Below are 14747 nucleotides of genomic sequence, written 5' to 3' on the forward strand. Positions count from 1 at the left end.
TATTCATACGCGCGCCAATTTTTTCATAGGCTGTAAGAGAACCTATTTGAAGGAGGCAGCGATGGCTAAAAACACAATATATAAATTACAGGAACATATTACTTTCAAAGGTGAAAATGCTTTAAGTGAATTACGCTCTCTGTCATTTGAGCCAAGCGTATCAATTACAGAGCATTCTGATCAGGTAGTTGTTGAAGGTACACTTCTGCTTGCTGGAGAAGGTGATTTTGAACCTTCTGATGAACCTCGGGATTCAAAATATGCAGAGGTTCAGGCTGCAACAATCAAGGAAGATATTTTATATTTCGAGCATCATTTTCCACTGTCAATTTCAATTGCTTCAGGTAGAGTTCCGAGAAAGCAGGATGTAGAAGTCTATATTGATCACGTTGATTATGAGATTCCTGAAAACGGAATTTTGCAAGTGACTGCCGACATTATGATTGAAGGAATTTCTGAACCTGAACCAGAACCTGAACCAGAAATTGAAGAGGTGTATGAAGATTCCAGGGTGCTCCCTAACCCTCTTGAAGAATGGACAGGGTTAATGGTTGAAGAAGAGCCACAAAAAGATGAAGAGCAAAGTGTATATAATGAGGAAGAAGCAGTAAGTGAGGAAAATGTAATTGAGGAGCCAGATCGAACGCCTGAAGACGAAACTGTGGAGCCTGAGTCAGACGAGGACCAGCAGAACGACGGGGACGATAACGTCGAACCAAGAGCTGACGGTGAAGAAGGATCATCCGAAAAAAACAATGAGGAAGATACTTTTACACGTTTTATTAAGTCGCTTGATGAAGAGCGTACAGTCATTAAAATACATATCGCTCAGCAGGATGAAACACCTGAAACTGTAGCTGAGCGTTATGGTGTACCGATGCTTCAGCTGATGAAAGTGAACCAATTTGAATCCAGGCGTCCATTTGACAGAGGAGAGCTGATTCGAATTCCGGATCGTCAAACCCATTCAAAATAAAGGACGCAGGCAACCCCTACTAAAAAACCGAGTATCAGAACGTCTAGCGTTGAAGGAATGAGCAGCAGACGGATCGTTTGGAAGATGCAGAGTGGTAAGATGATGGTTTGCATATAGCAGCGGCATTTTCTCCACCACGGCGGTTTGGGTTTTGGAAATAATCTCTTTCCCATGGGTTACCCCCTATTAAAAAATCATGGTATGCAATATCTTATGCACAGTAAGATTTTTTGCGATTTTTATTGACGAAACAACTGGATTTTGATTATGATAGATCATATATAAGATGCATTGATCAGGAGTAGTAAGCAGCCTGTCGTTCTTCAGAGAAGAAATTCATGTGGTGAGAGAATTTCCAGAATTGACCCTGCCGAAGTCGCCTGTGAGCAGTACTGGTGAATGAAAAGTAGCCCGTGCCGGTTAGAAGCCGTTATCTAAATTAAGTGCACAGGCAGCAGTCTGTGTAAAAAGGTGGTACCGCGAATCAAATCCCTTCGTCCTTTTACGGCGAGAGGGATTTTTTTGTTTTCTTCTTTACAGCGTGCATTATCGTTTATTGATTCCAACAGGACGAGCATGGGACAGGCTATTAGAAAGTACTAAATACAGCGATGGAGGGAATATTATGAGTGAAACATCAATGCCTACGAAGTACGATCCAAAGGCAATAGAAGAAGGCCGTTACGAATGGTGGCTGAAAGAAAAAGTATTTGAAGCGAAAAGTGATGAAAGTAAAGACCCGTATACGATCGTCATTCCACCACCTAACGTAACAGGTAAACTGCACCTGGGACATGCATGGGATACAGCACTCCAGGATATCCTGACACGCATGAAGCGGATGCAGGGCTATGATGTTCTGTGGCTGCCTGGAATGGATCATGCCGGAATTGCAACACAGGCTAAAGTTGACCAGAAGCTTCGTGAACAGGGTAAATCACGCTATGAATTAGGGCGCGAAGCATTTCTTGAGGAATCATGGAAATGGAAAGATGAGTACGCTGAACATATTCGTGAGCAGTGGTCGAAGCTTGGTCTTGGCCTTGACTACAGCCGTGAAAGGTTCACGTTGGATGAAGGCTTATCAAAAGCCGTTCAAAAGGTATTTATTGACCTTTATAATAAAGGTCTGATCTACCGCGGTGAGTATATTATTAACTGGGATCCTGCGACAAAGACTGCCCTTTCAGATATTGAGGTCATTCATAAAGATGTGCAGGGTGCGTTTTATCATATGAGATATCCACTTACAGATGGCAGCGGTCATATTGAGATTGCGACTACGCGTCCTGAAACAATGCTGGGTGATACTGCAGTAGCTGTGCATCCTGAAGATGACCGCTACAAGCATCTGATAGGCAAAACAGTTAAGCTTCCGATCGTAGGCCGTGAAATTGAGATTGTAGCAGATGATTATGTTGACATGGAATTTGGTTCAGGTGCAGTAAAGATTACACCTGCACACGACCCTAATGACTTTGAAATCGGTAACCGTCATAACCTTGAGCGAGTACTTGTGATGAATGAAGACGGCTCGATGAATGACAATGCCGGGAAGTATAAAGGCATGGACCGTTTTGAGTGCCGTAAGCAGATCGTAAAAGACCTTCAGGAAGACGGCGTATTGTTTGAAATTGAAGAGCATCTGCATTCAGTAGGACACTCTGAGAGAAGCGGTGCGGTCGTTGAACCTTATCTATCAACGCAGTGGTTTGTCAAGATGGAACCACTTGCGAAACAGGCGATGGACATTCAGGAAACTGAAGGTAAGGTAAACTTTGTGCCGAACCGATTTGAAAATACGTATATGAGATGGATGGAAAATATCAGAGACTGGTGTATCTCAAGACAGCTTTGGTGGGGTCACCGCATTCCGGCCTGGTATCATAATGAAACTGGTGAACTTTATGTAGGTGAAGAAGCACCGTCAGATCTTGAAAACTGGCACCAGGATGAAGATGTGCTGGATACTTGGTTTTCTTCAGCGCTCTGGCCATTTTCAACGATGGGCTGGCCAGATAAAGAAGCAGCTGATTTCAAGCGCTACTATCCGACTGCAGCGCTCGTGACGGGCTATGATATTATCGCATTCTGGGTATCACGTATGATTTTCCAGGGCGTTGAATTCACAGGTGAGCGTCCATTTAATGACGTGTTAATCCACGGTCTGGTACGTGACGCAGATGGGCGTAAGATGTCGAAGTCCCTTGGTAACGGTATTGACCCGATGGATGTAATCGAACAATATGGCGCTGATTCACTGCGTTATGTGCTGACAACCGGTTCATCTCCTGGTCAGGATCTCCGTTTTTCAATGGAAAAGGTGGAGTCAATCTGGAACTTTGCGAACAAAATCTGGAATGCTTCGAGATTTGCTTTGATGAACATGGATGGACTGTCTGTCGAGGAAATTGACTTAACAGGTAAGAAATCTGTTGCGGATAAGTGGATTCTTACACGTTTGAATGACACAATTGAAAATGTAACGAGCCTGGCGGACCGCTATGAATTCGGAGAAGTAGGCCGTACGCTGTATAATTTCATTTGGGATGACTTCTGCAGCTGGTATATTGAAATGGCAAAACTGCCGCTAAATGGTGAAGACGAAGAAGCGAAGAAGACAACCCGTTCAATCCTTGCATATGTGCTGGATCAGACAATGCGTCTGCTTCACCCGTTTATGCCATTTATTACGGAAGAAATCTGGCAGAACCTGCCGCATGACGGTAAATCTATTACAGAAGCAGCCTGGCCGACAGTGGATGAATCTTTCAACGATCGTGAAGCGGAAGAGGAAATGAAGCTTCTGATCGAAGTGATCCGTTCAGTACGTAATATCCGGGCAGAAGTGAATACACCAATGAGTAAGAAAGTCAGCCTGATGATCCGTGCATCAAATGATCAGACAGCGGATCGTTTGAATAAAAACAGTGCTTATATTGAAAAGTTCTGTAACCCTGAAAACCTGATCATTGGCACAGATGTAAAAGCACCTGAGAAAGCTATGACTGCTGTTGTGACAAATGCAGAGCTATTCCTTCCTCTTGAAGGATTACTCAACATTGACGAAGAAATTGAGCGCCTTGAAAAAGAATTGGACAAGTGGACCAAAGAAGTTGAGAGAGTTGAGAAGAAGCTTGGCAATGAGCGTTTTGTAAGTAAAGCACCGGAGTCAGTTGTAGAAGAAGAACGTGCAAAGCAAAAAGATTATCTGTCAAAACATGCTGCTGTTAAGACAAGAATTGAAGAAATGCGAACGATATAAATTGATGAGCGGATAGACATAACTGTCTGTCCGCTTTTTTAGGAGTGAATAAAATGATTCAAAATTACGAAGAAGCAGTCCACTGGATTCACGGAAGGTTAAGATTAGGGATCAAACCCGGCCTTGAACGTATGGAATGGATGATGAATCGGCTGGGGAACCCTCATTTAAAAATAAAAGCAGTACATATAGGCGGTACAAATGGAAAAGGGTCAACACTTAGCTTTCTGAGGCAGATCCTCCAGGAAGACGGCTATTCAGTGGGCACATTTACTTCACCTTACTTTGAGTTTTTTAATGAAAGAATTTCTGTAAATGGATATCCTGCTCCTGAAGAGGAGTGGACGAAATTAGTAAATAAGATTAAACCTCTGGCTGATGAGCTTGAACAGCACGACCTAGGAGGACCTACTGAATTTGAAGTCATTACTGCCATGATGTTTTATTACTTTGGAGAAATGAAAAAAGTAGATATTGCGCTCATTGAAGTAGGGTTGGGTGGAAGGTTTGACTCAACAAATATTGTTCAGCCCGTTTGTACATGCATCACTTCAATCGGTCTGGACCATGTCAGCATACTCGGAAATTCTTATGAGGAGATTGCTTTTGAAAAAGCGGGCATTATCAAAGACGATATCCCGCTTGTCTTAAATGTAAATCATAATGGAGCCAGAGGAGTCATTATAAGACAAGCTGAAAAAATGCGTTCATCTGTTTATGAATTGGGCAGACAGTTTCACATTGCGCATGAACAGTCAAATGAGCAGGGAGAAAAATTTGTATATAATGGCACCCTGCATTTGAAAACGGCAATGAGCGGTCTGCATCAGGCAGAAAACGCATCTCTTGCTGTGACAATAGCCAGGCTGATTAAACCTGAAATGACGGATCAGGTAATTCAGACAGGGTTACAAAACACCTATTGGCCGGGACGTTTTGAATTGATCAGTCAGGATCCGCTGATCGTCATGGATGGTGCACATAATCCTGAAGGAATTGAAATGATGATGAAGACAATACAAGAAAAATACAGTGATAAAAAAGTTCATTTTATATTTGCGGCTGTTTCGGATAAGGACTTATCACAAATGATCGGAGTACTTGATCATCATGCTGATAAAATCACTTTTACTTCATTTGATTTTCCGAGAGCAGCGAAATCAGATCAGTTATATGAGTTGAGCAGTCATCATAATAAGAAAACTGCTGATCAGAGAGATTGGATAACTGAAATTAAGCGTTCAAATGATATTTTATATATGGTGACAGGATCTTTATACTTTCTGTCAGGCATCTACCGGGAATTAAAGAAAATTCACTCCAATTGAAAGAATATTGTCATTAATTTAAATTTATGTGACTATACCCATTTAATTTGGTATGATTAGTTTTACATGAGACTATTATCATAATAAAATGAGGTGAAATAAGATGAAAGAAATAACTATGCCAGTTAAATGGGTATTATGGATTATGTGGTTAATTGTTTTCCCAACTGGTCTGCTGATCGCTTATCAGATTAGTCCAATTCCTGATTTGGACTGGAGGATTGCACTAAGTCTGATCTTATTGGCAGTTATTTCTGCTTATCTCCCGTTTAAAGTAGATCACTCTACTATATTTATTATTCACTGGATCAATCTTGCAGCCTTTCTAACCTATGGCCTATTTTATGAAATGATTTTAATGCAGCTCGTGTTAATTCCTTTACTGATCAGATCAAAAATTACACTGAAAACACTTTACCGGTTTCCTCTGAATTCAACGATGTTTATGCTGATCAGCCTGCTGGCAGGAATGATCTTTTACAGCACCGGAATAGGATCAGCTGACGGTTTCTGGGCGCTGGTATTCGCATCAGCCATATACATTTTTATTCATATTTTCGCTAATCATGTATATTTATTTTCATTTAATCGACTAATCGGTAACAAATATCCATTTTTCAGCAGCGATACAAAGCTGGACTATGCAGCCACGATGTTAAGTATGCCGTTTGGTCTTGCACTCTATTATTTACTTCAATCAGTAGGCCCGGCAGCAACACTATTATTAGGGATCCCTTTTTTAGCCGTAACCATTATATTAAGGTTGTACAATACGTCTGAAAAAGTAAATAATGACCTGGCAAAATCAGCAAAAATCGGACATCAGCTCACTGAGCGTTTAAATGTGAATGAAGTACTGGATTTATTTACAAATAAACTAGCAGACTTAATGCCTTTGGACTATACATACATCTTAGACGTTAACACAAAAAAGAATGAACTGATCCTTTTAAGAAGAATTGAAAACGGACAATTGGAATCAAATAATTTGTCTCCAGTCCGGAAAGGTGAAGGCATCTCAGGGAAAGTGTGGGGAACAGGGGAAGCTCTCCTCTTTAACAAGAAAAAGGATTGGATTGAAGAGGTTGAGGGCTATATTCCATCTGATATTGAAAGTATCATTTGTGTGCCGATTCAGCGAAATAAAAGAACCGTTGCAGTCCTTTTAGCAGCATCAAAAAAGAAGAATGCTTTTGGCACACATTTACTGGCAATCCTGGAAATTCTCTGTTCTTATCTCGCAATTGCCATGCAAAACGCAAGAAACTATCAGCGCAATGTAAAGAGAAGTGAGCGCTGCGCATTAACGGGTTTATATAATTTCAGATATTTTGATGAACAGCTGAGTAATGAATTTTCAAGACTGGAACAGGGACGTATGAATGCACTCTCACTCATTTTGCTGGATATCGATCACTTCAAAAAAGTGAATGATACTTATGGTCACCAGAGCGGAAATGACCTTCTACAGGAGCTCGCAGGTCTGCTAATTGAGACTGCGGGAAGAGAAGCATTGATTGCACGCTACGGCGGAGAGGAATTTGTCCTGCTGTTAAGTGATAAAACAAAAGAAGAAGCACAGTCAATAGGAGAAAAAATCAGAGCAGTGATCGAAAACCATCAATTTGAAATTCAGCATGATTTGAGTCAGAACAGAGAAATCACAAAAATAAATATGACAGTCAGCATCGGTGTCGCATCTTCACCGGAAGATACAGACTCAGCAAAAAATCTCCTCAGAAATGCTGACAGAGCGCTATATATAGGGGCTAAACAAAAAGGCCGGAATAAGGTTGCGGTTTATTCGAAGTAAATATGTAATGATCATGCTTTTATGAGTTAAAAGTATGATTTTATAAAATTTATGTTAAAATAATCATATAGTATTAGATACAAAGGAGTGGGCGATTGTGAGGAAAGTACTTTTTCTACTTTTATCGGTTTTAATAGTATGGGTGCCTTTCAGTGCCCACTTTTTGGACGAAGCATCAGCATCGAATCACAAATTAAATGAAGTGTATTTGCTGGAAATTACTGATGATGGACATTCTACAGGTCTTGATTTCAGTAATGCAAGTCAATATAACGTTAAAGTTGATACCGTCTCAATGAAGAAATTTGTCGCAAGCAGAGAAGAAATTGATGGGAAGTATGACGGCATTATTATTGGTGAAGGAACGTATTCTACTCAAGAGGTTAATGGGCGAAACCATAACACTTCAAATGTGCAGAATGATATTACAAACTATAAAGCGAATCAAATCATTAATCACTTTGCAGCAAAAAACCAGCCTGTTTTTTTACATGGAAAAAGTATGGAAAACGGTGGTATCCTTCAGCAGAAATTTTCAGGTCTAAATTCCAGCTCTGTTATTTACTATGGTAATGAAATTGTAACGGAACAGGAAAACTGCAGATACTTCTGGATTTGGTATTTATGTGATGAAACAGTGTCGACTTCAAATGGTTTCTCAAAGGTGTTTGAAAACTATATGAATGAAAGCTTTATCAAAAAACCTTCATTCGAAGTTGCATCTAAACCTGCTGTTGGAAATGCCTCTTTCTCAAATGTATATAAAGCAGGTGACAGCATCAATTTTTCTGTCAATGTTCATAATTCATCTGTTAATCGTATGAAACTCCGACTTTACATTGATCAGGATTTTAATGACAGCTTTGAACCTGAAGAAATTGTTAAAGAGATTGACGTACGGGGAAATGAAAATGTTCTTAACTATGAGCTTCCATTTGGATTTTCAGGACCACGAATGTGGAAGCTTGAACTCGTACAACCTCAAAATAATTACGTACTAAGTGATTATGAAACCGGACAGTTCCTATTTGAAGATAAGCCAGTTGAAATTAATGTACTGCAGGTGTATAGAAATAGTAACAGTTCTTTGAAAAATAGTAACAACATGAAGCAAAGTTACTTAACAAGCAATAATCAATATCAGATAAATATTGATGCAACAAGCTTTGACGTTTTTAATAGCAGTGCAAATGCTTCATCTCAAAGCAGATTATATTCTCATGAGAAGATTAACGGCAAGTATGATATGGTCATTTTTGGTTTTTCTGATACTTATAATTACGCTAATCTAAGTCAGGGAGCTGTAGGTTCTTTAAAACAATATATCGATTCCCAGCAGAGTGTCATGTTTACACATGATACGATATTTAACCGAAATAATGTTTGGGTGGATAATTTTATGGAGACTACGGGTCAAATTGCACCAGAAACGAATCTGGGTAATGGCGCTCCAAACACGTCTAAAAGTACTAAAAAAGTAAATGAAGGACTAATGACGACATTTCCATTTGATCTACCTGAAAATGTGTCAATCGCAACTACTCACAATCAGTACTACACGCTCGATCTTGAAGATGAAAATGTAATTCCGTGGTATAACATCATTGGCAGTAATCGTGACGAAGATGATAGCTGGAACCACTTCTATACTTATTCGAAAGGAAATGTGACCTACTCCGGGACTGGGCACACCTCGTCCAATTTTCCGGACTCAGAGCAGCGACTGTTTGTTAATACAATGTACCGTGCATTTTTTGGTGCTAATCATGCACCTGAGATTAACGTGCATACGCCTCAGGACGATGAACGTTTTCCTATTAATCAAAAAATTCCTTTAAGTTTTACAGTGGAGGACTATGACCTCTCTGCTAAAACTAACAACGTAGAAGTGTTTGTGAATGACTTACTAACTTATACAAAGGAAAACTCCAGAAATGGGGAAACGATCAATCTTCAGCTTGAACACGGTGTGGAGAGTGAAGGACCTGTTGTCATTCGAATTGTGGCAACTGATGAAAAAGGTGCAGAGACGATTGAGGAACGAACTGTCAGCGTATATGAGTCTGAAAGCCTTCTTGAAATTTCACGTTCGATCCAACCGGTTAAATCAATTTATGAAGTAGTAAATGATGTGATTGAGCTGGATTATACACTTAATCCAAAGCCTGTTCGCAGAAGTGAAATTAAAGGCAATCAAACAGCTGCATTAGAAAACATTGAGTTTGAAGAAGTGTTTCCTGCAGGGATAGAGATCTTGAATCTTCCTGCTGGATTTACAAAAAGCGGTGACATCGATTCAGGATATACAGTTAAAGGGTTGATTAAAGACATTAATTATTCTAAAGACTTTAATGGAGATACCCCGGATAATAGTCCACCAGGCGGTTGGAGAAGTGCCGATCCGGTAAACTTTACAATTGCAATTAGTGCACTTCAGGGAGGCAGCTATTCCCTGTCTGATTCAGCCGTCGTATATGACGTGGACTATCTGAATGAAAGTTTTACAGAAACGTTCAACCGGATTGATTTCACAGCAGGCTACCCTTTGGAAGAAGTGAACCTGACTGAATCCATTACAATTGATGAAGGCTTGGAAAGAAACCTTACAGCTTCAGGGGATTTCAGTTATGGACCTGCTGAAGCTGCCATCGAAAAAATTGAATGGGAGTCTTCCAGACCGGATGTAATTACAGTTACTCAGGATGGCATTATCAGGGCAAATGGAAAAGGTGATGCTGTCGTAACAGTTTCTGTAACAGATTCATTTGGCAACCAGATTACAAAAACGTCAAATGTGTCAGTGCGGGTACCAATTGAATCAATTAGTTTAGATAATGTTGAAGTGTTTGCAGGAGAGACTGTTGATCTTCCGTTGACTGTTAATCCATCTGATGGTTCAGGCAGCATCGAGATCACTCTTGAGAATAATGAGATTGCTTCTGTTAATGCAGCAACACGGAAGGTTACAGGGTTGAAGCCTGGGACAACGAAAGCAATAGCTCGTGGTATTAATGCAAATGGAACTGTCGTAACTGCAGAAGCGATTATCCAAGTGAGAAGTAAAGAAATTACCGGTTTGAATGTTGAACCGGGGGAAATCACGATTAATAAATATGAAACATTTGATTCATTTACTGTTTCAGTTGAACCTCAATATGCAGAAACTGATAACCTGACATGGACTTCCGCAAATGCTTCGATTGCTGAAATGGTATCCCCTGGCGTGATTAGAGGTGTTGGGGCTGGAAGAACTGTTATATACATTCAAGCGCCAAATGGTATCCGGGATGAAGTAACAGTGAATGTGACTTCTCCATTAACAGATGCAGGTTTTGTTAAAGATGTCATCGTCATTGGTAAGGGTGATACCTATCCTCTCGCGACAGAATTGCAAATTACACCGGCTGATGCGACCGATATAGAGAGTATTATTTATACAGATGTTACGAATGATGGACCAAATCCTTTTATCACAGTCGATAATAACGGAGAAGTGTTCGGTCAGCGCATCGGGGAAAATAATACTGTTCGGGTAACAGTAACAACGAATGATGGAAACATCTTTACAGATACAATCATCATTCACGTAAGAGAGAAAGATGATGAAGAAAGTCCTGAGAACGGTGACAGATATTAAAAGGCTGAGAAATCAGCCTTTTCTTTTTTAAGGAATGGTTTTGTGGGGGGAAGCACAATGAGTAAAAAATGGATCATCATCCTGTCGGCAATACTATTAGTCATCATCATATTAACTGTATTTTATCTGAACGAACCAAAAGAAATAGATAATGAAGCTTTATTCGAATCTATTGCGAGCGGTGATCAGGAAGCTGTTTCTGAACTGATCGAAGAGGGGCAGGCTTTAAATATAAAGGGTGAAAACGGAATGACTGCATTTCAGACTGCAATTTCATACCAACAGCCGGATATTGCGAAAATGCTCCTTTCTGAGGGAGCGGAACCTGTTGAGGGTGATGCATGGCTGTCAGCACAGTCCATGATTGACCCGGCGATTGATGAAGACAACTTGAATGAGAAACTCCTTGAGATCATAAAAGAAATTCACAGTCAAAAAAGCGAATTAATCTCAGATGTGAATGCACAGGATGAAACGTTGCTATTTGAAGCAATAAGGCTGCGACATGAAGAGTTGTTCAACTGGCTGCATAATCAAGGTCTTAATACAGATGTCATAAACGCTTCGGGTGAAACAATCTTTCATTCAGCTGCAAGGTTTCCTTATTCCTCACTTTCATTTATAACTGATGAAGCTGATTATTCGGGTGGTAAAACAAATATTGACGGTGATACACCTTTATTAATTGCAGTTAAATCAAATCACACTGAATGGATTAAAGAGTTTTTGAAAACAGACGATGTCAACACTCAAAATGAAGCTGGATGGACCCCGCTTATGTTCGCTGCGGATTATGGATTTACGGAGTCAGCACAAGTTCTGATGGAGCTTGGCGCGGACCCGGAACTGCAAAACGATAGCGGAGAAAGTGCTTTGGATATCGCACTTAAATATGATAATAAGGCATTAATAGCCTTGTTGAACGCCAATTAAAAAAGCAGCGGGAGAATTTATTCCCGCTGCTTTTATGATTCATTTTGGTCCACTCTTCTATATGAATCTTCTATGACATCAAGTTTTTCCACGGCGGGAAGTGCCTGAAGTTTATCAAGAAACAACCTCTGATTGTTGCGAATATATAGGCGTGATTTCTGAAACGCTGATTCTCCATCAGATGAGGGACTGAAAATGATGTCATTTTCTCCTTCTGCAGTATCACCCCGGAAGCTGTTAAACTCAAGAGTTCCTTTGCTGAAAATTCCTCCATCAATGTAGACATAGGAGCCAACTGAATAGATCTCAGCATCCTGATCTGTATATAAAAAAGCATTTAACTGATTTGGAAATTCAGTATAATCAGTCGGATTACTGAAGGAATTAAGTAAAGCAATGTCAAGAGGTCCTCTGCTCATTAAAATCAGTTCACCTTCTCCGCTGATCTTTTGAATATTCGCATTAAAAACTGTTGTGCTTCCCAATGCGTATAAAACTGAGTCCATTGCTAACTCACCACGCATGATTACATTACCAAAAACAATAATATTTGAACTGATTTGAGCCGGTTCCCCGGCAGCACTTTCTAAGATCAGATCGCCCATTACAATCACCCACTTATCTTGATCAACAGATAATGAGGAAGTATTAAGATAGGCATCTGAAAGGAATATATGATTCCGGTCAGATTGAAGTGTGCTGATAACATTTTCAGTATGAAGAACGGTGTCTGCAGAAAGAATGCTTTCATATTCCTCAGGACTTGAAAATCCTCTTACAGTAAGAGGAGAGGCACCTGCTGCAATCGCTTCTGCATGCGTATCCTCGAATGAAGTATCCATTACCTTCATTTTTGAAGTAACTGTCGGGAGCAGTCTAACATCAATGTAATCAGCTTCTTCACCAAGTGTAGGAGACTGGTAGCTGAATGCATTTGAAAGTAACTCTTCAACAGATCTTTGCTGCCAGTGAATAGATTTGGTGAAATTGTTGCCATTGGTTTCAAAGCACCCCGGCACAGATTGATGGTCACAGCTGCTTGCCACACCTTCAAGTATAAGTCTTGACCGTTCAGATACCGTTGGAAAGTCATTTTTCACAGTATTATAACTGCCTTCATAAATATATTTTGCTTCATTAGATATGTTTAACTGCTGATTTGCATAAACGTCACCATCAATATACATACCTCCATGGAGATTCAATTCATCTCTTGCGCCAGCTGCGTACTTCAGGAAGCTGGGCATAGCTGTAATATAAACGAGTTTGGAGTAGTCCTCGTTATAACCGCTGCTTCTAATCTCGTAGACACGCGTATAATCATGGTTAAGACTGATATCGTAGCCTGATGACTTATCAGTTATATCAATATTTAAGCCTTCAGAAGATAGTGCTGCAATGATTGTATCCAGTTCATTTTGATATAGGGGGCCAGGGGATGGAAATTGATTATTTTGAACTTGATACTTCAGAATGGCTGTTCCCTGTTCAATCGCTCTGATCGCATCCGAATCCTCCACAATTGTATCTTCTCTCAGCTCTGTACGCTGCGTGCTTCCAATTGTAACCGTCAGCAGAACAGCACCAAGAGTCGTGAAGACCAGTATGATCAACATCACTGTGAGCAATGTGTAGCCTTGTTCATTTTTCATATACTTCACCTCTTAATACCCAAAGTCTGATCGTAATTGTATAGGGTCCATTGTTTCTGCTACACGTGAATTACCTGGTAGAATGGACAGATTCAGTTCAATAATACCGCTGGGCAATCCTTCTGAACAATCTGCCTGACACCTCATTCGGATATAGCTGTCAGCAGGCTGTAGAACGATCGTTTCTCCGGTTAATACAAGTTCGGGGGAAGTTCCTGCCTCAGGGCTGCCTGAAGTTTTTTCGTCTGCCGTGATCGTGTCAAATACAATTCGGTTTTGTTCAAAGTATATATATGTGTCATCTGAAGTATCAGGCTGTTCTATCAAATAGTTCTCAACTTCTTTCTCTGAGAACCTTCTAAGCATAACGCCTGACTTTTCACCATCTTCATATGGTATAACGAAATCAGGTTTTTGGATGTACATTTCATTCATAATCATTGTTGCAAGATAATCAGTTTCATCACGTGCCTGTCCTAATGAAGATGTTTTCTCATAAAGTGATAAGCCTGAAACGAATACTCCATATATAGATGCACTGAAAATGGCAGCAACGGTAACACCTGCTAATACTTCAATCAGTGTCATGCCGCTTTCATTTAATCTATTCACGGCGTAACACCCCCCTTACCGTGACTTCATCATTCCTTTTTCTCTCCCAGACAACTGTAGATTCGACCTGAATCATTTCATCTTTTAATGCTTCGGTTTGCTGGGTTGTGTCAGCAATGTAAAAAGTCAGACTCACTTCTGAAGTATAGGACTGATTATTAATAACAGGTTGAAAGACAGCCAGGCATGCATTGGGTTCTTCAAAAAGATTCGTCCCGTTGACACTAGCAGTACAGTCACCAGCCGTAAGAGTTCTATCACCGCCACCAGCATTTAAATAGCTTTGAAATAGTAAAAAGTCCTGACTTTCTATATATGTAACTGTATTCCGGGCAACGTTACTACCGACCGTTTGATCCTGATTAGCAAATGTATAATTATAAGAATTAAGAAAAAACGTTAAAAATGAGAAAATGATGATATTTAAAAGTGTAATAGATGCAAGTACTTCTATTAAAGTGAATCCTTTTTTATTTTGAAATATGTAAAAAGACATGCTTTTTCACTTCTTTCAATTTAGATAGTTTTATT

The 14747-nt window shown here is 40.0% G+C and carries 9 protein-coding genes and 1 other annotated feature; of the genes, 6 read left to right on the top strand and 3 right to left on the bottom strand.

What is annotated here, in order from left to right:
* Positions 1-61: 61 nt before the first annotated feature.
* The 6 genes from E2626_RS10075 to E2626_RS10105 all read left to right on the top strand — a co-directional run bounded on the left by E2626_RS10075 (position 62) and on the right by E2626_RS10105 (position 11952).
* Positions 62-976, top strand: coding sequence for a hypothetical protein (locus E2626_RS10075; protein ID WP_134381626.1), 915 nt, complete (start codon positions 62-64; stop codon positions 974-976).
* A gap of 282 nt (positions 977-1258) precedes the next feature.
* Positions 1259-1481: a binding site (T-box leader), on the top strand.
* 120 nt (positions 1482-1601) lie between these two features.
* Entirely contained in the window at positions 1602-4241 is a 2640-nt protein-coding gene (locus E2626_RS10085; protein ID WP_134381628.1) for a valine--tRNA ligase, read from the top strand.
* A 53-nt stretch (positions 4242-4294) separates the two neighbouring features.
* Positions 4295-5569, top strand: coding sequence for a bifunctional folylpolyglutamate synthase/dihydrofolate synthase (locus tag E2626_RS10090; RefSeq protein ID WP_134381629.1), 1275 nt, complete (start codon positions 4295-4297; stop codon positions 5567-5569).
* A 103-nt stretch (positions 5570-5672) separates the two neighbouring features.
* Complete coding sequence (locus E2626_RS10095; RefSeq protein ID WP_134381630.1) at positions 5673-7382, top strand: sensor domain-containing diguanylate cyclase; 1710 nt, start codon at positions 5673-5675, stop codon at positions 7380-7382.
* Positions 7383-7479: 97 nt separating this feature from the next.
* Entirely contained in the window at positions 7480-11019 is a 3540-nt protein-coding gene (locus E2626_RS10100; protein WP_134381631.1) for an Ig-like domain-containing protein, read from the top strand.
* Between the two features lie 57 nt (positions 11020-11076).
* Complete coding sequence (locus E2626_RS10105; protein ID WP_134381632.1) at positions 11077-11952, top strand: ankyrin repeat domain-containing protein; 876 nt, start codon at positions 11077-11079, stop codon at positions 11950-11952.
* A 32-nt stretch (positions 11953-11984) separates the two neighbouring features.
* Here the strand turns inward: E2626_RS10105 and E2626_RS10110 are convergent, their stop codons facing one another.
* The 3 genes from E2626_RS10110 to E2626_RS10120 are packed head-to-tail and all read right to left on the bottom strand — an operon-like array spanning position 11985 to position 14712.
* A complete protein-coding gene (locus E2626_RS10110) occupies positions 11985-13604 on the bottom strand; it encodes a hypothetical protein (protein WP_134381633.1) in 1620 nt (539 codons plus the stop codon).
* 12 nt (positions 13605-13616) lie between these two features.
* On the bottom strand, positions 13617-14216 hold the full coding sequence (locus E2626_RS10115) for a PilW family protein (RefSeq protein ID WP_134381634.1): 600 nt from the start codon (positions 14214-14216) through the stop codon (positions 13617-13619).
* Positions 14209-14712, bottom strand: coding sequence for a prepilin-type N-terminal cleavage/methylation domain-containing protein (locus E2626_RS10120; protein ID WP_134381635.1), 504 nt, complete (start codon positions 14710-14712; stop codon positions 14209-14211). Before E2626_RS10120 ends, E2626_RS10115 begins: the two co-directional genes overlap by 8 nt.
* Positions 14713-14747 lie beyond the last annotated feature (35 nt).

Source organism: Jeotgalibacillus salarius (genome assembly GCF_004405125.1).
Classification (GTDB): Bacteria; Bacillota; Bacilli; order Bacillales; family Jeotgalibacillaceae; genus Jeotgalibacillus; species Jeotgalibacillus salarius.

Coding starts and splice junctions, on each gene's coding strand:
- E2626_RS10075 (WP_134381626.1), top strand. CDS start 62: ATGGCTAAAAACACAATATATAAATTACAGGAACATATTACTTTCAAA.
- E2626_RS10085 (WP_134381628.1), top strand. CDS start 1,602: ATGAGTGAAACATCAATGCCTACGAAGTACGATCCAAAGGCAATAGAA.
- E2626_RS10090 (WP_134381629.1), top strand. CDS start 4,295: ATGATTCAAAATTACGAAGAAGCAGTCCACTGGATTCACGGAAGGTTA.
- E2626_RS10095 (WP_134381630.1), top strand. CDS start 5,673: ATGAAAGAAATAACTATGCCAGTTAAATGGGTATTATGGATTATGTGG.
- E2626_RS10105 (WP_134381632.1), top strand. CDS start 11,077: ATGAGTAAAAAATGGATCATCATCCTGTCGGCAATACTATTAGTCATC.
- E2626_RS10110 (WP_134381633.1), bottom strand. CDS start 13,604: ATGAAAAATGAACAAGGCTACACATTGCTCACAGTGATGTTGATCATA.
- E2626_RS10120 (WP_134381635.1), bottom strand. CDS start 14,712: ATGTCTTTTTACATATTTCAAAATAAAAAAGGATTCACTTTAATAGAA.